Annotated in this window: 25 protein-coding genes and 1 riboswitch; of the genes, 12 read left to right on the top strand and 13 right to left on the bottom strand. The window is 63.5% G+C overall.

All coding sequences use genetic code 11. The annotated features are described in order from the left end of the window. Positions 1–285: 285 nt before the first annotated feature. The 4 genes from K288_RS0119935 to K288_RS0119920 all read left to right on the top strand — a co-directional run bounded on the left by K288_RS0119935 (position 286) and on the right by K288_RS0119920 (position 3,782). A complete protein-coding gene (locus tag K288_RS0119935; RefSeq protein ID WP_027581152.1) occupies positions 286–1,365 on the top strand; it encodes a branched-chain amino acid aminotransferase in 1,080 nt (359 codons plus the stop codon). 73 nt (positions 1,366–1,438) lie between these two features. Then, positions 1,439–2,953 carry a histidine--tRNA ligase gene (hisS, locus tag K288_RS0119930; RefSeq protein ID WP_027581151.1) on the top strand — a complete coding sequence of 505 codons (1,515 nt, stop codon included), beginning with the start codon at positions 1,439–1,441 and terminating at the stop codon, positions 2,951–2,953. A 117-nt stretch (positions 2,954–3,070) separates the two neighbouring features. Then, positions 3,071–3,274, top strand: a complete 204-nt coding sequence (locus K288_RS0119925; protein ID WP_027581150.1) for a tautomerase family protein — start codon at positions 3,071–3,073, stop codon at positions 3,272–3,274. Between the two features lie 112 nt (positions 3,275–3,386). Then, positions 3,387–3,782 carry a thioesterase family protein gene (locus K288_RS0119920; protein ID WP_027581149.1) on the top strand — a complete coding sequence of 132 codons (396 nt, stop codon included), beginning with the start codon at positions 3,387–3,389 and terminating at the stop codon, positions 3,780–3,782. Positions 3,783–3,884: 102 nt separating this feature from the next. Here K288_RS0119920 and proC read toward each other — a convergent pair whose 3' ends face one another. Both proC and K288_RS0119910 read right to left on the bottom strand, forming a co-directional pair. After that, positions 3,885–4,715, bottom strand: a complete 831-nt coding sequence (gene proC / locus K288_RS0119915) for a pyrroline-5-carboxylate reductase (RefSeq protein WP_152535596.1) — start codon at positions 4,713–4,715, stop codon at positions 3,885–3,887. A gap of 141 nt (positions 4,716–4,856) precedes the next feature. Continuing rightward, entirely contained in the window at positions 4,857–5,354 is a 498-nt protein-coding gene (locus tag K288_RS0119910; protein WP_027581147.1) for a YbjN domain-containing protein, read from the bottom strand. Between the two features lie 454 nt (positions 5,355–5,808). Further along, positions 5,809–5,960: riboswitch (FMN riboswitch) on the top strand. A gap of 75 nt (positions 5,961–6,035) precedes the next feature. Here K288_RS0119910 and K288_RS0119905 point away from each other — a divergent pair. Next, a complete protein-coding gene (locus K288_RS0119905; RefSeq protein ID WP_027581146.1) occupies positions 6,036–6,623 on the top strand; it encodes a 6,7-dimethyl-8-ribityllumazine synthase in 588 nt (195 codons plus the stop codon). Positions 6,624–6,736: 113 nt separating this feature from the next. Here K288_RS0119905 and K288_RS0119900 read toward each other — a convergent pair whose 3' ends face one another. From K288_RS0119900 to K288_RS0119875, 6 genes are all read right to left on the bottom strand, one after another. Next, positions 6,737–7,690, bottom strand: coding sequence for a ribose-phosphate pyrophosphokinase (locus K288_RS0119900; protein WP_027581145.1), 954 nt, complete (start codon positions 7,688–7,690; stop codon positions 6,737–6,739). Between the two features lie 167 nt (positions 7,691–7,857). Next, on the bottom strand, positions 7,858–8,424 hold the full coding sequence (locus tag K288_RS0119895) for a hypothetical protein (RefSeq protein WP_244443184.1): 567 nt from the start codon (positions 8,422–8,424) through the stop codon (positions 7,858–7,860). A 156-nt stretch (positions 8,425–8,580) separates the two neighbouring features. Next, positions 8,581–9,348 (bottom strand): peptidoglycan editing factor PgeF, encoded by a 768-nt coding sequence (gene pgeF / locus K288_RS0119890; RefSeq protein WP_027581143.1) that lies wholly within the window; start codon positions 9,346–9,348, stop codon positions 8,581–8,583. Continuing rightward, a complete protein-coding gene (locus K288_RS0119885; RefSeq protein WP_027581142.1) occupies positions 9,345–10,466 on the bottom strand; it encodes a class I SAM-dependent methyltransferase in 1,122 nt (373 codons plus the stop codon). The genes pgeF and K288_RS0119885 overlap by 4 nt, the downstream gene beginning before the upstream one ends. A gap of 8 nt (positions 10,467–10,474) precedes the next feature. Further along, positions 10,475–11,317, bottom strand: a complete 843-nt coding sequence (lgt, locus tag K288_RS0119880; protein WP_027581141.1) for a prolipoprotein diacylglyceryl transferase — start codon at positions 11,315–11,317, stop codon at positions 10,475–10,477. A gap of 17 nt (positions 11,318–11,334) precedes the next feature. Further along, a complete protein-coding gene (locus K288_RS0119875; protein ID WP_027581140.1) occupies positions 11,335–12,069 on the bottom strand; it encodes a dienelactone hydrolase family protein in 735 nt (244 codons plus the stop codon). 162 nt (positions 12,070–12,231) lie between these two features. Here K288_RS0119875 and K288_RS0119870 point away from each other — a divergent pair, with 162 nt between their 5' ends. The 4 genes from K288_RS0119870 to ychF all read left to right on the top strand — a co-directional run bounded on the left by K288_RS0119870 (position 12,232) and on the right by ychF (position 15,254). After that, positions 12,232–12,486, top strand: a complete 255-nt coding sequence (locus K288_RS0119870; RefSeq protein ID WP_027581139.1) for an accessory factor UbiK family protein — start codon at positions 12,232–12,234, stop codon at positions 12,484–12,486. A 251-nt stretch (positions 12,487–12,737) separates the two neighbouring features. Beyond that, on the top strand, positions 12,738–13,454 hold the full coding sequence (locus K288_RS0119865; RefSeq protein ID WP_027581138.1) for a 50S ribosomal protein L25/general stress protein Ctc: 717 nt from the start codon (positions 12,738–12,740) through the stop codon (positions 13,452–13,454). Between the two features lie 27 nt (positions 13,455–13,481). Further along, the gene (gene pth / locus K288_RS0119860) at positions 13,482–14,087 is read left to right on the top strand and encodes an aminoacyl-tRNA hydrolase (RefSeq protein WP_027581137.1); all 606 of its coding nucleotides are present in this window, start codon (positions 13,482–13,484) and stop codon (positions 14,085–14,087) included. A gap of 69 nt (positions 14,088–14,156) precedes the next feature. Next, positions 14,157–15,254 (top strand): redox-regulated ATPase YchF, encoded by a 1,098-nt coding sequence (gene ychF, locus K288_RS0119855; protein WP_027581136.1) that lies wholly within the window; start codon positions 14,157–14,159, stop codon positions 15,252–15,254. Positions 15,255–15,363: 109 nt separating this feature from the next. Here ychF and K288_RS0119850 read toward each other — a convergent pair whose 3' ends face one another. Beyond that, on the bottom strand, positions 15,364–15,657 hold the full coding sequence (locus K288_RS0119850; protein ID WP_027581135.1) for a DUF4282 domain-containing protein: 294 nt from the start codon (positions 15,655–15,657) through the stop codon (positions 15,364–15,366). 208 nt (positions 15,658–15,865) lie between these two features. Here K288_RS0119850 and K288_RS0119845 point away from each other — a divergent pair, with 208 nt between their 5' ends. The 3 genes from K288_RS0119845 to K288_RS54185 all read left to right on the top strand — a co-directional run bounded on the left by K288_RS0119845 (position 15,866) and on the right by K288_RS54185 (position 17,095). Next, a complete protein-coding gene (locus K288_RS0119845) occupies positions 15,866–16,327 on the top strand; it encodes a MaoC family dehydratase (RefSeq protein WP_027581134.1) in 462 nt (153 codons plus the stop codon). Positions 16,328–16,332: 5 nt separating this feature from the next. After that, positions 16,333–16,812, top strand: coding sequence for a MaoC family dehydratase (locus K288_RS0119840; protein WP_027581133.1), 480 nt, complete (start codon positions 16,333–16,335; stop codon positions 16,810–16,812). 139 nt (positions 16,813–16,951) lie between these two features. Next, positions 16,952–17,095: a hypothetical protein gene (locus K288_RS54185; protein WP_027581132.1), complete on the top strand. Its 144-nt coding sequence runs from the start codon at positions 16,952–16,954 to the stop codon at positions 17,093–17,095. Positions 17,096–17,229: 134 nt separating this feature from the next. Here K288_RS54185 and K288_RS54180 read toward each other — a convergent pair whose 3' ends face one another. From K288_RS54180 to K288_RS0119815, 4 genes are all read right to left on the bottom strand, one after another. Continuing rightward, a complete protein-coding gene (locus K288_RS54180; protein ID WP_201449699.1) occupies positions 17,230–17,367 on the bottom strand; it encodes a hypothetical protein in 138 nt (45 codons plus the stop codon). Between the two features lie 241 nt (positions 17,368–17,608). Then, entirely contained in the window at positions 17,609–18,031 is a 423-nt protein-coding gene (locus K288_RS0119825; protein ID WP_027581131.1) for a hypothetical protein, read from the bottom strand. Between the two features lie 156 nt (positions 18,032–18,187). Further along, on the bottom strand, positions 18,188–19,120 hold the full coding sequence (locus K288_RS0119820) for a hypothetical protein (RefSeq protein WP_027581130.1): 933 nt from the start codon (positions 19,118–19,120) through the stop codon (positions 18,188–18,190). 272 nt (positions 19,121–19,392) lie between these two features. Further along, positions 19,393–19,833, bottom strand: coding sequence for a nuclear transport factor 2 family protein (locus tag K288_RS0119815; protein ID WP_027581129.1), 441 nt, complete (start codon positions 19,831–19,833; stop codon positions 19,393–19,395). Positions 19,834–19,948: the final 115 nt, after the last annotated feature.

The raw sequence follows: 19,948 nt of genomic DNA, 5'->3' as shown, positions 1-19,948 counted from the left end.
AGATCGTTTCGTCCCTGGCAACGTTTAGATCGGCCGCGAGCAAACCAGTGATGAAGGCTTGGGCCGCAAATTGGGACTACCGTGCGATTGTCGAGCGGCATTTCGACAAAACATACTGGACTTCAGCATCCGGCAAAAGCATGTCCTTTCGGACATGACGGCGATGGAAACCAGCCCAAGGCTGGCGGTGAAGTCGAGACCGATCAAGCCAACAGGCCCGGAGAGGCCGGCGCCGGAAATCGCGCCGATTCCGACAGCGGGAAGCAAGGGCGGGAAGAAGGAAAAATGAGTTTGAAATTTGAAATCCAGCCAGCGGCGAATCCGACGTCCGACAAGGAGCGCGCGGCAAGGCTCGTTGACCCGGGCTTCGGCCGGATTTTCACCGATCACATGGCTCTGGTCCGCTACAATCAGGCGAAGGGCTGGCATGGCGCGCGCATCGAATCCCGCGCGAATTTTCCGCTCGATCCGGCCCTGGCCGTCCTGCACTACGCGCAGGAAATTTTTGAAGGCCTCAAGGCCTACAAGCGCGATGACGGCGGCGTGAACCTGTTCCGTCCCGACGCCAATGCGCGGCGCTTCTGGAATTCGGCTGAGCGCATGGCGATGGCGCCGCTGCCCGAGCCGGTGTTCATCGAAGCGGTCGAGCAACTCGTGCGCATTGACCGCGCCTGGATTCCAGGCGGCGAGGGCAGTCTCTACCTGCGGCCCTTCATGATCGCGAGCGAGGTCTTCCTCGGCGTGAAACCATCCGCGGAATACATCTTCGCCGTCATCGCCTCGCCGGTCGGCTCCTATTTCAAGGGCGGCCCCGCGCCGGTGTCGATCTGGGTGTCGGAGAACTACACGCGCGCCGCGATCGGCGGCACCGGCGCCGTCAAGTGCGGCGGCAATTACGCCGCCAGCCTGCGCGCGCAGGCCGAGGCCATCGAACATGGCTGCGATCAGGTGGTTTTCCTCGATGCGGTCGAGCGCCGCTACATCGAGGAACTCGGCGGCATGAACGTCTTCTTCGTATTCGACGACGGTTCGCTGCTCACGCCGCCACTCGGCACGATCCTGCCGGGCATCACGCGGGATTCGATCATCGCGCTCGCGAAGGATGCCGGCACGCGCGTGCGTGAGGAGGCCTACACGATCGACCAGTGGCGCGCTGATGCCGCCAGCGGCAAGCTGAAAGAGGCCTTCGCATGCGGCACGGCGGCCGTCATCTCGCCGATCGGCAAGGTGTGTTCCACCAAGGGCGATTTTCTCATCAATGGCGGCGGGGCTGGCCCTGTCGCCATGGGGCTGCGCAAGCAACTGGTCGACATCCAGTACGGTCGCGCGCCCGACCCGCACAACTGGATCAGAAAGGTCCTGTGACCGGCGGCGGATTATTCCGCCGCCTCTGGCGTGACGGTTGCCGCATTCGCCATCCGCTGGTAAACGCGCGCCCATGGCCGACAAACCGAAAAAACCGCAGAAGCTGAAGGCGCGCCTGCCGCGCGGGCTCGAAGATCGCGGCCCGACCGCGATCGCCGCGACGCGCCGGATGACCGAGACCATCCGCGAGGTGTTCGAGCGCTACGGGTTCGAGCCGGTGGAGACGCCGGCGATGGAATATACCGACGCGCTCGGCAAATTCCTGCCGGACCAGGACCGCCCGAATGAGGGCGTGTTCTCGTTCCAGGACGATGACGAGCAGTGGATATCGCTGCGCTACGACCTGACCGCGCCGCTCGCCCGCTACGTCGCCGAGAATTTCGATCACCTGCCGAAGCCGTATCGCAGCTACCGCGCCGGCTACGTCTTCCGCAACGAGAAGCCGGGCCCCGGCCGCTTCCGCCAGTTCATGCAGTTCGATGCCGATACGGTGGGCTCCGGCTCGCCGGCGGCCGACGCCGAAATGTGCATGATGGCGGCTGATACGATGGAGGCGCTGGGGATTCCGCGTGGCTCCTATGTGGTGAAGGTGAATAACCGCAAGGTGCTCGATGGAGTGCTGGACGCGATCGGCCTCGGCGGCGAAGACAATGCGGGCCGGCGGCTCACAGTGCTGCGTGCAATCGACAAACTGGACAAGTTTCCTGCCGACGAAGTGCGCAAGTTGCTTGGCCCCGGACGGTGGGATGGCGGTGAGGAGGGCAAGGGCGACTTCACGAAGGGCGCCGACCTCAACGCGGCGGATGCTGGTGTTGTCTTGAGCGTCACGGAAAAACGCGAGGAATGGAAAGAGTCAATTGCAGCGGCGGGCACCTATTTGGCCAAAAGCGAGGTTGGTCAGGCTGGTGTTGGTGAACTCGAAGAGATCGCCAACCTAGTCATGGCATCTGGCTACGGATCGGACCGCATTCGCATCGATCCCTCCGTCGTCCGCGGCCTCGAATATTACACCGGCCCAGTTTACGAAGTTGAACTCCTGCTCGAAACGAAGGACGAAAAAGGTCGTCCCGTTCGCTTCGGCTCGGTCGGCGGCGGCGGGCGTTATGACGGCCTGGTCTCGCGCTTTCGCGGCGAGCCGGTGCCGGCGACGGGCTTTTCCATCGGCGTGTCGCGATTGCAGGCGGCGCTGACGCTGCTTGGCAAGCTCGATACGCGGCCGCAATTCGGGCCCGTGGTGGTCACGGTGTTCGATCGCGACCGGGTCGCGGATTATCAAAAGATGGTCGCGCAATTGCGCAGCGCCAACATCCGCGCCGAGCTCTATCTTGGCAATCCCAAGAACATGGGCAACCAGCTCAAATATGCCGACCGCCGCAACTCGCCTTGCGTCATCATACAGGGCTCCGACGAAAAGACGCGCGGCGAGGTGCAGATCAAGGACCTGATCGAAGGCGCGAAGGCTGCCGCCGCGATCGCTTCGAACCAGGAATGGCGCGAGACGCGGCCGGCGCAGTTCTCCTGCGCGGAGGCCGACCTCGTCGCAAAGGTCCGCGAAGTGCTGGCGCGCCATGACGTGACGTGGGGATAGCCATTCACGCGCGCCGCTGCGTGCGGCCTTGTGCGGATCATCGGCGTCCTGTTTGATATGCGAGATCGCCGATGGCCGCATGGGTCATGACGGATAAAAATACAGGGAGCGCTAAGAATGCCTGAGATCACCATCAGCATGGCCGCCGGCCGCACCGAAGAGCAGAAGAAGGGCATGATGCTCGACATCACCCAGGCGCTGGTGAAGAATCTCGGCGTCGACGCTGAAGCCGTCGTGATCCAGATCAACGAGGCGCCGCTCACCCACAAGATGAAGGGCGGCAAGACGTTCGTTGAGCGCGCCGCCGCCGCGAAGAAGTAATATCCTCGGTCATTCCGGGGGGCGCGTAAGCGCGAACCCGGAATCTTGCTCAACAACCTCTGGATTCCGGGTTCACGCGCAAGCGCGTGCCCCGGAATGACGGCGACGAAACATGGACGCGCGCGACAGCATCAAGATCGGCATGAGCGCCGAGCGCACCCTCGTGGTGCCGCCGGAGCGCACGGTCGGGCATTTCGTGCCTGGCATGCCGATGGTCTACGCCACGCCGATGATGATCCTGGAGATGGAGCTGGCCTCGGGCGATGCCATCCGAAGTGGCCTTCAACCCGGCTGGGTCACCGTGGGCACCGAGGTCGACATCCGCCATCTCTGGGCCGCGCCCGTCGGCGCCCTGGTGCGCACCACCGCAAAAGTCATCGCGGTCGAACGCCGCGTGATCCGGTTCGAGGTCGAAGCTTTCCACGGCGCGCGCAAGATCGGCGACGGCCGCCACGCCCGCGGCCTCGTCAATTCCGAGAATTTTTCCAGGCGGCTCGCGGAGCAGTAAATCCGCAGGGTGGGCAGAGCGAAGCGTGCCATCATCTACGCTCGGTGCAAGCAATGGTGGGCACGCTGCGCTTTGCCCACCCCACGATTTCGCGGAATCCCGCTATTTCGCCAATTCCTTTGACCGCTTCGTCGCGGCTGCGATCGCGCGGATCATCAGCGGCCGCAAGCCATCGGTGGCCATCAGCACTTCCAGCGCGGCGGCGGTGGTGCCGCCCGGCGAGGTGACGTTTTGACGCAAGGTTGCCGCCGGCAAGTCCGAGCGATGCAGCAATTCACCGGAGCCCGCGACGGTCGCGCGCGCCAGCTTGGTCGCCAGCTCTTCCGGCAATCCGGCCTCGACACCGGCGCGCGCAAGCTCTTCGGCAAGCAGGAACACGTAGGCCGGGCCGGAGCCGGAGACCGCGGTCACAGCATCTATCAGACCTTCGTCGTCGACCCATTCGACCGCGCCGGTCGCGCGCAACAGCGCGTCGGCGGTCGCGCGCTGCGCGGCGCTGACGTTGCTCGCGGCGACCGCGACCGTGATGCCGCGACCGATCGAGGCCGGCGTGTTCGGCATCGCGCGCACCACCGCGCCGCCGCAGACCTCTTCCAGTGCGGCGATGGTCGTTCCGGCCATGATCGAGACGACAAGCGTCGATGGCGCGACCAGCGATTTGAGCGCCGCGCCGGCGTCCCGGAACGATTGCGGCTTGACCGCGACCACCAGCGTGTCGACGTGATCGGCGTCCTTGGGATTGAGACGGACGCCCTTGGTGGCAAGGGCGCTGATTTCGGTCGATGGCTGCGGGTCGATCACGACGACGCGCGAAGCATCGAGGCCGCCGGCGAGCCAGCCGGTCAGCATCGCCCCACCCATCTTGCCCGCGCCGGCAAGCGCGATCGTGCCGGGAATATTTTGCAGGGTGTTGTTGCTCAAGGGCGCCACCATGATCGTCGTCCCGGCGCAGGCCGGGACCCATAACCACCGGCGTTTCTAGTCAGGCACAGAACGCACGACAAGCATTTTAGCCGAATGGCGACATCACGCGGTATGGGTCCCGGCCCGCGCCGGGACGACGGCGCGTGTTCCTTAAGCCTCGCCCTCGGTCTCGAACATCGCGGCGCTCATCGCCTCCTGGGCGGTCTTGCCGGCCCACACCACGAACTGGAAGGCCGGGTAGTAGCGCTCGCAGGCATGGATGGCGCCGACCAGCATGCTCTCGCATTGCGCGGTCGATGCGTTCAACCCGCCGGGCAGCACCAGCGCCTGGCGATGCATGATCATGCCGGTGTGGGTCCACAGGTCGAAATGGCCGACCCACAATTGCTCGTTGATGGCGGCGATCAGCCGCTGCGCCTCAGGGCGGCGCGCCGGCGGAATCTTCATGTCGAAGGCGCAGGCCAGATGCAGTGCCTCGATCTCGCTCATCCAGGTGAAGGAGAGCTGATAGTCGGTCCAGTCGCCCTTGGAGACAATTGTGACTTCGTCGCCGGCGCGCTCGAACGCCCAGTTGTTATCGGATGCAATATCTTCGACCACCGCGAGCGGATTGTTCTCGGAATCGATTATGCCTTCGAGGAGGGACATGCCGTCTCGACCCTTGTTCTTCTGACTTTGTTGGTACGCACGTGGAAGGCCGGCCTGCACCAGATAACGCATGGTTGCCGACTGCAGGCCCCTCCTTCGCCTTCCCGATCACTCCGAGGCTTGCGAGAATGAAGTGATGTGATTTGCGGAATCCGCGCAACCGGGCCCCGAGTCCGTCCACAGCCAAAGGCGCGCTCGTCCACAGCTGATCTCCGCCACAATTATTAACGCGAGAACAAACCGGAATCGGATTTGCGCGATCGTCGCAATCGTTAACGCACGCGGCGCGCGTTTCGGCTCCGGTCAGGGCATTCAAGAGTCGCCAAGCGGTCGCCAGAGATCGTCAAGGCTCGCGCCGGGCACATGGGGAACATGCCGATTCGCCATGCCAAGGACCTTGCCGCGCTCCGGGGTTTGGCAATAGCTTTAGGGTAGGTCGTCCATTCCGGGCGGCCGATGTTCTCAGGGCGGGGTGAAAGTCCCCACCGGCGGTAAGGGCCTGACGGCCCAAGCCCGCGAGCGCCTTTCTCCTCCCAGGAGGAAGGGTCAGCAGATTCGGTGCAATTCCGAAGCCGACGGTTAAAGTCCGGATGAAAGAGAACGGTTGCGGCAGCCTCGCCATCGCGCGTGGCTACAGTCGTTTTCCGTATGCCCTGATTCTGGTCCTGAAAGAGGAAAGCCATGAATCAGATGTTGCAAGAAGCCGAAGTTCAAACTCCCGAAGCCGAAGAAGTCCAATCGCCCGCGGCTACCACTCCGGCGACTCCCGAGCCGCCGCCGGCGCCCACGCATCCGCGTTTCGCCAAGCCTCAGCGCGTTGCGTTCGTGCAATCGTCCTGGCACCGCGACGTGGTGGAGGAATGCCGCATCGCCTTCCTCGCCGAGATGGAGGCGCGCCACGTCACGAATATCGACGTGTTCGAGGTGCCGGGCTCGTTCGAGATCCCGCTGCACGCGCAGATCCTCGCCAAGACGCGCCGCTACACGGCGATCGTTGCCGCTGGTCTCGTCGTCGACGGCGGGATCTACCGCCACGAATTCGTCGCCGACACCGTGATCAAGGCGCTGATGGACGTGCAGTTGCGCACGGAGGTGCCGGTGTTCTCGGCCGTGCTGACGCCGCAGCAGTTCCACGAGACCGAGGTGCATTACGATTTCTTCCGCAAGCATTTCGCCATCAAGGGCGTCGAGGTCGCGGAGGCCTGTGCCAGCACACTGCACAGCCTCGAACGCCTGCGTGGCCAGGTTGCCGCGGGGATCGTGGGGTAGGTTGATTGTGGAATCGTAGGGTGGGCAAAGCGAAGCGTGCCCACCATTACGAGCGGAATGTCGATGGTGGGCACGGCGCGAGCGCCTTTGCCCACCCTACAAAATCAGGAATTTCAGTCGAACAGGCTCGACACCGACTCTTCCGCAGCGGTGCGGGCGATCGCCTCGGAGATCAGGCCGGCGATCGAGAGGGTGCGAATGTTGGCGGAATTCTTCACCGCCTCGGTCGGCAGGATCGAGTCGGTGATGACGAGCTCTTTCAGCTTGGACGAGGCGATGCGGGCCGCGGCGCCGCCGGACAAGACGCCATGGGTGATATAGGCGAACACTTCCTTGGCGCCGTTGGCGATCAGGGCGTCGGCCGCGTTCACCAGCGTGCCGCCGGAATCCACGATGTCGTCGATGAGGATGCAGGTGTAGCCGGCGACGTCGCCGATCACGTTCATCACTTCGGACTCGCCCGGCCGCTCACGACGCTTGTCGATGATGGCCAGCGGCGTGTTGATGCGCTTTGCGAGGCCGCGCGCGCGGACCACGCCGCCGACGTCGGGCGACACCACCATCACATTGCTCAGCGCAAAGCGCTCGCGGATGTCGCGCACCATCACCGGCGAAGCGTAGAGATTGTCGGTCGGAATATCAAAGAAGCCCTGGATCTGGCCGGCATGCAGGTCGAGCGTCATCACCCTGTCGGCGCCGGCATGGGTGATCAGGTTGGCGACCAGTTTCGCCGAGATCGGGGTACGCGAGCCCGATTTACGATCCTGTCGCGCATAGCCGAAATAGGGCACGACCGCCGTGATGCGGCGGGCTGAAGCCCGGCGCAGCGCGTCGGTGATGATCAGGAGTTCCATCAGGTGGTCGTTGGCCGGAAACGAGGTCGACTGCAGGATGAAGACATCGGAGCCGCGGACGTTTTCCTGGATCTCGACGAAGATCTCCATATCGGCGAAGCGCCGGACCACCGCCTTGGTCAAGGACATCCCGAGCCCTTCGGCGATCTGTTGCGCCAGCACGGGATTGGAATTGCCAGCTACCAGCTTGATCGCGCCGTTCTTGGCCGACATGGACGCTTCTCCCCGGGGTTTGCTCGATACCATGTCCAACATCTCAAGTACCTACAGAACCGGCGGGTTTCGATGGGCGACGAGATATCAGGCGAGGGGGGCAGCGGCAACCCGTCACACCCGTTATCCCGGCGAAAAAATGACAGGTTTTTGACGATCCCGGACGTTTAGTTAGCGCTGTACCCGAGCGCGACCACCCCGGATTCTTCCGGTTCGGGAGCGCTCGCGACCGCAGGTCCCTGCCGGCTGGGCGCCGAGGCCGGGGGCGGCGCATCGCTCGGGCCGCCATTGATCATGCTGGTCAGGCCGCTCAGGCCCGCTTGCGCGATCTTGCGCAGGACGAGGTCGTCGGCGGCAGCCCAGGCGTCGCGGCCGGTCTTGCCGGCCGGTTCTTCGCCGGAGAGTCGCAGCGCGCGCTCCTGGTTGGCGTCATAAACGTCCCAGACCCAGGCGATGACGGTCTTGCCGCGCACGACCTGCGCGGAGAGATAGCTACGCACGCGGTAGGCGGCTGCGCTTTCGCGCGAGACGATCGCAAGGTCGCGGAGCTTCGATTCACTGCTGAGCACGCCTACCATGCGATCGAACACCTGCGGCGGCGGACCGTCGATCGATTCGAACGCGACCGTCGCACCGTTGCCGCCGCTCCCGGCCATTGCATAGGCATTGCTCGCCGCGCCGCCGTTGGCGCAGCCGCCGAGCGCGCAGGCAGCAATCAGCAACACAGCGGCCATTGCGGCGCGCGCAATTCGGGAAAGGGTGACCATCACCTCCGGGATATCGTTAAAACACGTTAAGGTCTAGGGCGGCGAGGCCACAGCCCTGTTCGACCGAATTCCTGGCGTTGATCGAAATTTTCGTTGAAGTTTAAGCACTTCCACCGGCCGCGGTCATTTTTCCAGGGCGATGGCGTGAACGTGGCGGCCATAATCGCCTTCTTTCCGATGCACCGAGCGCCGGTAGCTAAAGAAGCGTTCGTCAGAATAGGTGTCGATCCCGATGTCGTCGATCATCAGGATACCGGCGTTTTCCAGCCGCATCCGGATGTAGCCGCCGAGGTCGAACATCGCGTGCCCTTCGCGTTCGCCGGGCAGGAAGAAGAGGGCGTTGTCCGCATCGGCCTCCAGAAAACGCGCGAGGAATTCGGGGCCCACTTCATAGGAGTGCTGGCGGATCAAGGGTCCGATCGCGGCGACGATGCCGCTGCGGTCGGCGCCGAGCTTCTCCATCGCCTCGACGGTCGATTCCAATACGCCGGTCAGCGCGCCCTTCCAGCCGGCATGTGCCGCGCCGATCACGCGGGCATTGGGATCGACGAACAGGATCGGGCCGCAATCAGCCGCAGTGATGCCGATCGCAAGGTTCTCGGTGCGGGTGACGATGGCGTCGGCTTTCGGCCGCGCATCGCTCGCCCACGGCGTGTCGGCGACCACGACATCGGGCGAATGCACCTGATAGAGCGTGAGCAGGCGGTCGGGCCCGACCCCGATGTGCGCCGCCATGCGCCGGCGGTTTTCGGCGACGTTGGCGGCATCGTCATTCGAGCCGATGCCGCCATTGAGGCCGGCATAGATGCCCTCGGACACGCCGCCTTCGCGCGAGAAAAAGGCGTGGCGCAGGCCGGGGATGGCTGAGAGCAGTGGGGATGCCAGGGTCATGAACGGTGCGCGTCCTGTGGGTAATCGCTCAGGCCCGCGATCGAGGTGAGCTCCTGGTCGGAGATCGCCATTGCCTTGAACATCGAGCCCATGCCGCCGCGGCCGCCGTCGGTCAATCGTTTCAGCGCGCCGGCGATCTCGTCCGCGATTTGGGGCGTGGCCTTTGCCATCAATCCCGCGGCGCGCGCCTCGATGCCGAGGCGCTTCAAGAATTCGCCCTGCGTCACCGGGCCGTGGACGCGTGCGCCGACATCTTCGGCGGCGCGTGCCAGCGCCTGGAAATCGACATGGGCGGTGACATCGGCCTGGCCCGGGTTCTTCAGCGGATCGGAAAAGCTGTGGCGGGCGATGGCCTGGAAGGTGTCGCCGGCGTCGCTGCGCATGTGGCCGTAATCGATGATCAACGCGGCGCCGTCCTGGTCGCGTACGCGGCGGGCGAGCTTCATGATCTCGGTGTCGGGCCGCCATTCGAACACCGCGCCCAAAGGAGCCGCGCGCACCAGCGGCGGCAGCAGCAGGTCAAAGCGCGGCATCGGCTCGGGCGCGGTGCCGAATGCGAGCTTGCCGTTGCTGTCGAGCTGGATCACGCGTTCGTGCCAGCCGTTCTCGTGCCTCACGACCTGGTGGATCGGCAGCACGTCGAAATATTCATTGGCGAGGATCACCGCCGGGCCGTCAGGCACGTCGTCGATGCTCTCATGCCAGGTGATGTCGCGGACCCCGCCCAAGGTCGCGCGCTGCTTCTCGCGCAGCACCGGATTGATCTCGACCAGATGGACGCTGAGCGCCTGATAGAGCGGCGGTAGCACCCGGAGCGCCCGCAACGCGTCCGCCATCATGGTACCGCGGCCGGGGCCGATCTCGACCAGCCGCAACACTGACGGTGAACCGATCGCGCGCCAGATCGATGCTGACCACAGGCCCAGGAGCTCGCCGAACATCTGGCTGACCTCGGGGGCAGTGGTGAAATCGCCCTCGCGGCCCAGCGGGTCGCGCGACACGTAATAGCCGTGCTCCGGATGCATCAGGCACAATTCCATGTAACGCCAGACCGGCATCGGGCCGGATGATTTGATCAGCTTCTTGATCTCGGACAGCAGCGGCGAAACTTCGGTCACATCCAGCCTTAAATCGAATTCGGTACCGGCTGTGGCGCCCTGCGGCGCCAAGCCATCACAACCATGATAATGCCGACAATGACCATCGGCACTGACAACAGCATTCCCATGGTTGGCCCGCCCCACAGGAATCCGAGCTGCGGGTCGGGCTCGCGGAAGTGTTCGCCGATGATGCGGGCGATGCCGTAGATCAAAATGAAGCTGCCGAGCACGAGGCCGGGCCGCTTCAATGCACCCATCCGGATCATCACCGCCAGTATCGTGAACAGGAGGATGCCCTCGAGCCCGGCTTCATAAAGCTGGCTCGGATGCCGCGGCAGCGGTCCGCCGTTGGGAAACACCATCGCCCAGGGCAGGCTCGGATCCGCGGGCCGGCCCCACAATTCGCTGTTGATGAAGTTGGCGAGCCGGCCGAGGAACAGGCCGATCGGCGCCACCGCGGTGGTCATGTCGCCGAGCGACAGGGTCGGGACGTGATTTCGGCGCGCAAACCACATCACTGCGACGACGCAACCGAGAAAACCGCCATGGAACGACATGCCGCCCTTCCACAGCTCGAAGATCTCGGCGGGGTGCTGAATGAAGAACGGCAGGTTGTAGAACAGCACATAGCCGGTGCGGCCGCCGACGATGATGCCGAGCGTGACCCAGAGGATGAAGTCGTCCATCTGGGTCAGCGTGATCGGCGCGGGCCCGCCCCACAATTTTTCGTTCTTGATCATTTGCCGCGCGTAGATCCAGCCGATCACGATGCCGCAGATGTAAGCGAGTGCGTACCAGCGGATCGCGATCGGCCCGATCGAGATTGCGATCGGATTGAACACGGGGAAATCGATCAAGAGGAAGGGCATCGCGCCTCGGGCTATGGCTATGCAGAAAGATTGCGGCGGTAGAGCGCCAGCAGACGCTCCCAGTGCCGCTCGGCGGCATCGCGGTGATAGACCGGGCGCTTCGGGAAGGCGAAACCGTGATGGGTGGCGGGATAGATCTCGACCTCGTTGTTCGATCCCTTCATGCCGGCCTGCACCTTTTCGATGATCTCGACCGGCGCGTAGATGTCGGTCTCGGCGCAGGCGAAATAGAGCTCGGCCTTGGTCTTCTCGGCTGCCAGATGCGGGCTGTCGGGCTGGTCGGTCGCCAGATGCGTGCCGTAGACCGAGGCGGCGGCCTTCACGCGATCGGGAAAATGCGTCGCCGCGTTGATCGCATAGCGCCCGCTCATGCAATAGCCGACGGTGCCGACGATGCGCGTATTCGCGGCGGCCTCGCCCTCGGCATAGCTGAGCAGGGCCTTGGTGTCCTCCATCACCATCGGGATGTTGATCGAGTTCATCAATTCGAACATGCGTTTGCGCTCGGGCGATTCCGGATCGGGATTGATCGGCCCGAGCTCCATGGCGCCGGCGCGGTAGTAGAGGTTCGGCAGCATCACATAGTAACCGGACGTACCGAGCCGGCGCGCCATGTCGCGCAACTCTTCGCGGATTGCCGGCGCATCCATGTAGAAGATGATCACGGGGAACGGGCCGCCGCGTTCGGGATGGGTGATGAAAGTGGTGGTCTTGCCGTCTTTGGTCGGGATATCGATCTGCTGGTCTATCATGGGCGTTTCTTTGGTTTGCGATTCTTTGTCCTTGGGCGCTGAATACGATTGCAAGGAAACCGGAGCATGACAAGGCGAGCGGCATCATGGGTCATTTGCGGCCTTGAACCACGCGCTTTTGATAGCCATTGTCTTGATCGCCAAGGGAGTGCGGAGAGCTAGATGACCCAGACCACGAACCGGTTTTTTGACGAGATCGGCCGCCTGATGAACGACGCCGCCGGCGCCGCCCAAGGCGTCAAGCGCGAAGTTGACTCGGTCATGCGCAACCAGGCCGAACGCGTCCTGCGCGACCTCGATGTCGTCCGGCGCGAGGAGTTCGAGGCGGTGAAGGACATGGCGCGCCTGGCGCGCGAGGAAAACGAGGCGCTCAAGGTGCGGATCGCGGCGCTGGAGGCCAAACTCGGAGGGACTTGATCTTCCGTAGCCCGGGTGGAGCGCAGCGCAACCCGGGAAAACTCACTGCGGGCTCGATGACCCCGGGTTTCGCTGCGCTTCACCCGGGCTACGGGTCGTCCGTAAGCCCGGGCATTTTCCTTGTCATTTCGGCCCTTTGGGGCTAAAAGCCCGCCACGTCCGCAGCCCCCGCACCCCTGGAGGCTTGCTGCGGCACGCGAAACGGGCCGCGATGCGGCCTTTAACTTTTTGGAAAACAAGGACTTAGACTGATGGCGACCGTCAAGGAATTGAAGGCGACCGCACGTCCGAAGAGCGGCAAGGGGGCCGCCCGGGCTGAGCGTCGCGCCGGGAAAGTTCCCGGAGTGATCTATGGTGACAACAAGCCCCCGCTGACCATCTCGGTCGACGACCGCGAGCTGCGCCAGCGCATCCTCGCAGGCCGGTTCCTGACGACGCTGTTCGACATCGATCTCGACGGCAAGAAGCACCGCGTGATTCCGCGCGACTATCACCTCGACCCGGTGAAGGACTTCCCGCTTCATGTCGACTTCATGCGGCTCGGCGAAGGCGCCACCATCCGCGTCAGTGTTCCGCTGCACGTCATCAATGCGGAAACGGCGCCCGGCGTGAAGCGCGGCGGAACCGTCAACATCGTCACCCACACGATCGATCTCGAATGCTCGGTCGAGAACATTCCGCAGTACATTGATGCCGATGTCGGTGCGCTGGAAATCAGCTACTCGCTGCATCTGTCCGACATCAAGCTGCCAAAGGGTGTGAAGGCGCTGTCGCGCGAGGACGCCACGCTGGTCACCATCGTGCCGCCGTCCGGCTACGCCGAAGAGCAGAAGGCGGCAGCGGCAGGTGCGGCCCCGGCGGCGGGCGCTGCGGCTCCGGCTGCAGGTGCGGCTGCTCCGGCAGCGGGTGCTGCGGCTCCAGCGGCGGGTGCTGCCAAGGCACCGGCCGGTGGCGACAAGAAGAAGTGATAGCGCGCTAGCGCGGGATGCCGCGTCATGCGACTCTTTGTTGGCCTCGGTAATCCCGGCGCGAAATACGCGAATAACCGGCACAACATCGGGTTCATGGCCGTCGATGAGATTGCGCGGCGTCATGGTTTCGCACCATGGCGCCGCCGCTTTCAGGGCGAGACATCCGAAGGCCTGCTCGGCCGTGACAAGGTGGTGCTGCTGAAGCCGACCACCTACATGAACGAGTCAGGGCGCGCCGTGCAGGAAGCGCAGAATTTCTTCAAGCTTTCAGCCGGCGACGTCACCGTGTTCCAGGACGAGCTCGAGCTGCCGGCGGCAAAGGTGCGCGTCAAAGTCGGCGGCGGTATCGCCGGGCATAACGGCTTGCGCTCCATCTCCGCGCATATCGGCAACGACTATCGCCGTGTCCGGCTCGGGATCGGTCATCCCGGGATCAAGGAGCTCGTGCACAGTCACGTGCTGTCGGATTTTGCCAAGAGCGACCGGCCGTGGGTCGAGGCGCTCTGCGAGGCGGTCGCCGACAATGCCGGCCTGCTGGCAGCGGGACAGGACTCGTCGTTCCAGAACAAGGTGCATCTGACGATGCAGGCGAAGGGTTTCTTCGACAGCAAGGAAGAGGGCGAAAAGTAACGCTCGTCATCGAGGGCGACCTCGGTCAATTCAGCCGCTGCACATTCGCGCGGGAGATCGGAAAGTACGATGGGATTCAAATGCGGGATCGTCGGGTTGCCCAATGTCGGCAAGTCGACGCTGTTCAATGCGCTGACGGAGACGGCCGCCGCGCAAGCGGCCAACTATCCGTTCTGCACCATCGAGCCGAATGTCGGCGAGGTCGCCGTTCCTGATCCGCGGCTCGACAAGCTCGCGGCTGTCGCAAAGTCGGCGCAGATCATTCCGACGCGGCTCACCTTCGTCGACATTGCCGGACTGGTCCGCGGCGCCTCCAAGGGGGAAGGGCTCGGCAACCAGTTCCTCGCCAATATCCGTGAAGTCGATGCGATCGCGCATGTGGTGCGCTGCTTCGAGGATTCCGACATCACCCATGTCGAGGGCAAGATCGCTCCGCTGGCGGACATCGAGACCATCGAAACCGAATTGATGCTCGCCGATCTCGACAGCCTCGAGAAGCGCGTCGACAACCTCACCAAGAAGGCCAAGGGCAACGACAAGGACGCTAAGGAACAGCTCGATCTCGTCAACCGCGCGCTGGTGCTGTTGCGTGAGGGACGGCCCGCGCGTGCGCTCGAGCGCAAGCCGGAAGAGGAGCGCGCTTTCCGCATGCTCGGGCTTCTGAGTTCCAAGCCGGTGCTCTATGTCTGCAATGTCGAGGAGAGCTCGGCGAAGGACGGCAACAGCTTCTCGAAACAGGTGTTCGAGCAGGCGAAGAAAGAGGGCGCGGTCGCCGTCGTGATCTCCGCCAAGATCGAATCCGAGATCGCAACGCTGTCACGCGAAGAGCGCGCCGAATTCCTGGACACGCTCGGGCTCGAGGAAGCCGGCCTGGACCGCCTGATCCGCGCTGGCTACGAGCTGCTGCAGCTGATCACCTATTTCACTGTCGGCCCGAAGGAGGCGCGCGCCTGGACCATCGACCGCGGCACCAAGGCGCCGCAGGCGGCCGGCGTGATCCATACCGATTTCGAGAAGGGCTTTATCCGCGCCGAGACCATCGCGTATGACGACTATGTCGCGCTTGGCGGCGAAGCCGGCGCCCGCGATGCCGGCAAGCTGCGCCTGGAAGGCAAGGAGTACGTCGTCGCCGACGGCGACGTGATGCATTTCAGGTTCAATACCTGATCACCGCCTTTCGCCGTCATTGCGAGGAGCGCAGCGACGAAGCAATCCATCGCTCCGCAAGCGGCGGTATGGATTGCTTCGCTTCGCTCGCAATGACGAAGCGAGGTCCCTACCGCATCCCGCCCTGGTCGCGGATTGCGCCGAGATGCTCGTTGATGCGGAACACAATCAGGATGAATTCGGCCGCGATGCGCGAGAGCACGATGCCGACCACGATGCTGGTGAGCGAGGCAAGCAGCAGGATGAAGCCGCCGAACGGGCTGATCGCCATGGCGGCCAGGCTCCAGAGGATTCCGTAAATGCCGAACAGCACGATCACGCCGATGACCAGCCAGTAGAATGTCTTGATGATCGTGGGAGTGATGAAGCGGTCCCACTGAAACAGATCCTGAAAATCGAACATCGGTGGATTCTCCCGGCCAATCGATCTTGAGTCGCGCCGAAGCAGGGCTAACTCCGAACCTGTGTCCGGGCAAGTCGGGGAGCGGTACGCAAGGACGGGGCTCCCCCGCTATGGTGATCTCGCTTGAAAGTAAGCCATGCGGCCGGGCGGGTTGAGATTGCCGCAAATAACGGCCACAATCAGGCCCCTTTCTTCCGAAATCCCCAACATGACCACGCTCACTTTCGAAGATTTCAAGATAGGCCATTTCGGCACCTTCGGTCCGCGCCACGTCTCGCGCGAGGAGATCCTGGCCTTTGCCGCCGAGTTCGATCCACAGCCGATGCATCTCGACGAAGAGGCGGCGAAACGATCGATGCTCAAGGGCCTGTCCGGCTCGGGCTGGCATCTCGGCTCGCTCACGATGCGGATGCTGGCCGACGGCTTTATCTGCCGCACGGCGTCGCTCGGCTCGCCCGGCGTCAACGAGATGCGCTGGATGTCGCCGCTGCGCCCGGGCGACGATTTGACGCTGGACGTCGATGTGGTCGAGGCGCGGGTCTCGCGCAGCCGGCCTTCGACCGGCATCGTCACCTTCAAGTGTACGGTGCGTAACGCGGCCGGCGTGGTGTTGTGCGAGATGGAGTCGCCGATCATCGTCGCGCGGCGAGCGGAAGCGGTGGCGGGGTAGCATCGATGCGCTTCTTTGAGGATATCGATATCGGCGCGCGGCGCGAGCTCGGCTCGTTCACCTTCACCGCCGAGGACATCAAGCGCTTCGCGGCGCAGTTCGATCCGCAGCGCTTTCATCTCGACGAGGAGGAAGGAAGAAAGTCGCTGTTCGGCGGTTTGGCGGCATCAGGCTGGCACGTCGCCTCGGTCTGCATGAAGCTCCTGGTGGCCGACGGCAAGCGTCTGGCGCAGGAGGCCGCCGCGCGCGGGCAGGAGGTCGCGGTGTGGGGACCTTCGCCGGGCTTTCGCGAGCTGCGCTGGATCAAGCCGGTCCTGGTCGGCGACACCATCAGCTACGTCAATGTGGTCGAGACCAAGCGCACCTCCGAGAAGCGTCCCGAATGGGGCATCCTGCAGGGCCGCAACACCGGCACCAACCAGCACGGCGAAGTCGTGTTCTCGTTCCTCGCCACCGCCTTTGTTCCGCGCCGGAACATAGGCTGAAACCCGGCCTGCGTGGTCACGGGAACCTTCCGGCTCTTTAACCGTATTCGACGAATCCCGGACACGATCTATTTGCTAACCCATTTTGAACTTTCTGCCGGCCATATCAGACCCAAGGGTAAGCACTGTGGGGACGACTATGGCAGACCGTGTCGGACTGAAAGTTCTGGGCGCTATTTTCGCGACCGTCACGGTTGCGGTGATGCTGACCACCGGAATGGTGGTGAAGGGCTATGCCGACGGCGCCTTCACGCTCGAGAGCAGCGCGACCGTCCGGCGCTGATCTTCAGCTTCTGATAACCATACGAGCGTTTTCGAGCGAAGCCTGCCTCGGACTTGATCCGAGGGTGGACACTTGTTCGCGTGAAGAAACCGCGTCAGACTAGAATCTATAGTCATCGGGCCGTTGCGAAGGCGTCAGCGGCTCCAGATCAACACCATCACCACGGTCGCCGCGATCAGCAATCCGACGAAGCGGAGCATGATGGTGCCGACACTGTGCGTCGATTGCCGCAGCGGGATGGGATCGGTGTTGTCGGGCCGAACGCTTTGCATCAGTGCTGTTTTCCCCAAGAAACGGCTTGCCAAAGCGGCATCCGTCGCGGCGCGATCCGGATCGAAACGAACGCGCTCAAGTCAAATAATCATCACGCTCTAAGTTTGAGCATGATCTTTTCCCCATCATGCTCGGTCGCGCGCTGCGCTTTTATCGTTCAAATCATTTTAGTCAAATAGAAACCGCCGCATCCTCCGCACGGGTGATGCGGCGGTCATGAACTCTTAGCGATCGCCGCGATCAGCTGTTGCGCAGCCCGTCGGCGGCGCGTTTCCACTGCGTGACGTTGTCGGCGATCATGCGGGTCGACTTCATCGCGGCCTGGCTGAGCTGGGCGTAGCCCGAGATCTCGCGCTGGACGCGCTGGCCTTCGGCATGCAGGAGGTCGCGCAGGCTTTCGAGCTCGGAGATCAACTTCTCGATCTCCGCGAGCGACGTGCCGGCGACGCGCTGGATCAGCGAGTTGACATTGTTCACGGTAGCCTCGGTATTGGGCTCGAGTGGTTCCGTGCTCACCTGCGGCGGCCGGCGCAGATACGCGATATCGTTGCGCACGAATTCGCGGATGCCGGCCTCGACGTCCGAGACGGCGGCGAGGTTGTTGTCGATTTCCGTCTCTTCCGTTTCCTGTTCAACTTGCTCGGAACGATTGGTAGCGTTCATCGGCTATTCCTCTGTTACGCAATGACGCGAGCGCGGAAGGGCCCCCGCCGCACGACGACGTGAAAGGCGACTATGGACGTCCGATTTTGGCCGCATCTAGGCCAAGTTGCGGCAATGGTTCGATCATTCCTTAAGGGATTGCGACCGCGGCCGGCCTCACCAGCTGCGCTTGAACCCGGCCGTCAGGCTCTTGTTGGCCGGGCCCTGGGCGCTTTCGCCGATCGAGCCGGAGATGGTGACGCCGTCGAACAGCTTCTGCTCGGCGCCGATCCGATGCAGCCATCTGTCATCGCCGGTCGCCAGTGTCTGGCCGGCAATGAAGCTGGTTCCGCTGTCGTTGATGCTTAGCCTCGCCGATTGATCGGCCTCGTAGCTCCGCGAGGGATGGCTGACGATACCGGGCACCGGCACCATGCCCTGCTGGATCAGGTTGTAGCCGTTCTGCAGCGTCAGCGAATACTGGTCGGCGAACGGCACCGACTTGCTGATCGAGGTCCCGAACCTGGTCTGGTCGGTGCCGGGATCAACGCGGGCCTCGACCGAGGTCTTGTCCCAGATCGAGGCAACGCCCGGAGCGGTGATCGCTGCCCAGGCAGTGCCGGAGGATTGCGGCAGGCTGCCGCCATTGGCGAGCCGTTCCGACAGCAATTCCGAATTGGTCAGCGTGCCCTGCGGCGCGACCGTCATGTCGGCGCCGATCCGCGTGTCCCAGAATGGCGAGATCGATTGCTTGACCGAGACTGCGGACGTGCCGTTCGCATTGTTGTTCGACGACCATGCCGCACCACCGCCGTCCGCCTTCCTCGGCGCGGCGGCCTTCTTCGGCGACAGCACGACATCGGAAGACGAGGCGTCGGCGCTGAGCAGGCTCCAGTCGAGCTTGTCGACATCGACGTCCTTCATTACGTCGGCGCCAGTTGTCTCGGGCTCCGGCGCTGCCTCATCGGAGGCCGGTGTCTCAGCTTCGATGCCGCTCCAGGGAGAAATTTGCGGCGAGGTCTGCGCCGTCGCCGGCAACAGCATCGCGAAACCAAAGCCCGCAGCCAATAGCGGCGTCCACGCCCAGCCAGATCGTCGTTTGAAAGTCATTCCCGCAGCCCGCATTCCAGCCAGAGCGATACGCTCACCATAGCGCAAATTTGTGACGGCGATGCTGTTGTCCGGCGCGACAGCATGTAGCACGGATCGGACCGTCGTGGCCGGGCACAAAAGCGTGAAACTGCTCAGGCTGATGTCCCGGCCACCCGCGCCTTCCCGGGGCTGGCAAAAGGAAGGCATTTGGATACCCGGGAAACGCCCGGGTACGACGAAACTGCAATGGATGCTTATTTTGTCGCGTTTTCTTAACGCGAACCGACGCGCTAATGCATCGCTGCGATCCGCGGCAGGTGGATCGGATAGCCCACGGTCTGCTCGACCAGGTCGAAGCTGTCGACCATGACGCGCAAACGGGTCAGCAGGCCGCCGCGGAATTGCGCGAAGTGCGCGATCCGCACCGCGATCGGCTTGCCCGAATCCTGCGCGGTCAGCGAATAGCGCATCATCGACGCAGCGGAGTCGACGCCGAGCATGATGGACTCGCGATCGAAACGATGGACGCGGAAGTTCTCGGCGATCTGCCTGATCACCTCGAGCGCGGCGGCCTTGCCCTGACGCGCGCCGAAGAAGGAAAACAGGTCGATCGGTCCATAGATCGCCCATTCGACATCTTCATCAAGCAGGGCGGCAATATCCGCGAACTGGCGTTCGTTGATCGCGCGATGAAATGCGCGCGAAAAACGCCAGAGACTATGCTCTGTCATCTATCGTCTTCCCGAATCTGGATTGCAAAACAGCAATGGCAAAAGGGCGTCCGCACCGACGCCGCGCCAGATTGCTGCACTTCAAATTTCCCGTTTCAAATAGAGCGGCTACGCC

This window comes from Bradyrhizobium sp. Ai1a-2 (assembly GCF_000426245.1).
Classification (GTDB): Bacteria; Pseudomonadota; Alphaproteobacteria; order Rhizobiales; family Xanthobacteraceae; genus Bradyrhizobium.
Note: the sequence above shows the minus strand (reverse complement) of the source record. Positions and strands in the feature narration are given on the sequence as shown.

Coding starts and splice junctions, on each gene's coding strand:
- K288_RS0119935 (WP_027581152.1), top strand. CDS start 286: ATGAGTTTGAAATTTGAAATCCAGCCAGCGGCGAATCCGACGTCCGAC.
- hisS (WP_027581151.1), top strand. CDS start 1,439: ATGGCCGACAAACCGAAAAAACCGCAGAAGCTGAAGGCGCGCCTGCCG.
- K288_RS0119925 (WP_027581150.1), top strand. CDS start 3,071: ATGCCTGAGATCACCATCAGCATGGCCGCCGGCCGCACCGAAGAGCAG.
- K288_RS0119920 (WP_027581149.1), top strand. CDS start 3,387: ATGGACGCGCGCGACAGCATCAAGATCGGCATGAGCGCCGAGCGCACC.
- proC (WP_152535596.1), bottom strand. CDS start 4,715: ATGGTGGCGCCCTTGAGCAACAACACCCTGCAAAATATTCCCGGCACG.
- K288_RS0119910 (WP_027581147.1), bottom strand. CDS start 5,354: ATGTCCCTCCTCGAAGGCATAATCGATTCCGAGAACAATCCGCTCGCG.
- K288_RS0119905 (WP_027581146.1), top strand. CDS start 6,036: ATGAATCAGATGTTGCAAGAAGCCGAAGTTCAAACTCCCGAAGCCGAA.
- K288_RS0119900 (WP_027581145.1), bottom strand. CDS start 7,690: ATGTCGGCCAAGAACGGCGCGATCAAGCTGGTAGCTGGCAATTCCAAT.
- K288_RS0119895 (WP_244443184.1), bottom strand. CDS start 8,424: ATGGCCGCTGTGTTGCTGATTGCTGCCTGCGCGCTCGGCGGCTGCGCC.
- pgeF (WP_027581143.1), bottom strand. CDS start 9,348: ATGACCCTGGCATCCCCACTGCTCTCAGCCATCCCCGGCCTGCGCCAC.
- lgt (WP_027581141.1), bottom strand. CDS start 11,317: ATGCCCTTCCTCTTGATCGATTTCCCCGTGTTCAATCCGATCGCAATC.
- K288_RS0119875 (WP_027581140.1), bottom strand. CDS start 12,069: ATGATAGACCAGCAGATCGATATCCCGACCAAAGACGGCAAGACCACC.
- K288_RS0119870 (WP_027581139.1), top strand. CDS start 12,232: ATGACCCAGACCACGAACCGGTTTTTTGACGAGATCGGCCGCCTGATG.
- K288_RS0119865 (WP_027581138.1), top strand. CDS start 12,738: ATGGCGACCGTCAAGGAATTGAAGGCGACCGCACGTCCGAAGAGCGGC.
- pth (WP_027581137.1), top strand. CDS start 13,482: ATGCGACTCTTTGTTGGCCTCGGTAATCCCGGCGCGAAATACGCGAAT.
- ychF (WP_027581136.1), top strand. CDS start 14,157: ATGGGATTCAAATGCGGGATCGTCGGGTTGCCCAATGTCGGCAAGTCG.
- K288_RS0119850 (WP_027581135.1), bottom strand. CDS start 15,657: ATGTTCGATTTTCAGGATCTGTTTCAGTGGGACCGCTTCATCACTCCC.
- K288_RS0119845 (WP_027581134.1), top strand. CDS start 15,866: ATGACCACGCTCACTTTCGAAGATTTCAAGATAGGCCATTTCGGCACC.
- K288_RS0119840 (WP_027581133.1), top strand. CDS start 16,333: ATGCGCTTCTTTGAGGATATCGATATCGGCGCGCGGCGCGAGCTCGGC.
- K288_RS54185 (WP_027581132.1), top strand. CDS start 16,952: ATGGCAGACCGTGTCGGACTGAAAGTTCTGGGCGCTATTTTCGCGACC.
- K288_RS54180 (WP_201449699.1), bottom strand. CDS start 17,367: ATGCAAAGCGTTCGGCCCGACAACACCGATCCCATCCCGCTGCGGCAA.
- K288_RS0119825 (WP_027581131.1), bottom strand. CDS start 18,031: ATGAACGCTACCAATCGTTCCGAGCAAGTTGAACAGGAAACGGAAGAG.
- K288_RS0119820 (WP_027581130.1), bottom strand. CDS start 19,120: ATGACTTTCAAACGACGATCTGGCTGGGCGTGGACGCCGCTATTGGCT.
- K288_RS0119815 (WP_027581129.1), bottom strand. CDS start 19,833: ATGACAGAGCATAGTCTCTGGCGTTTTTCGCGCGCATTTCATCGCGCG.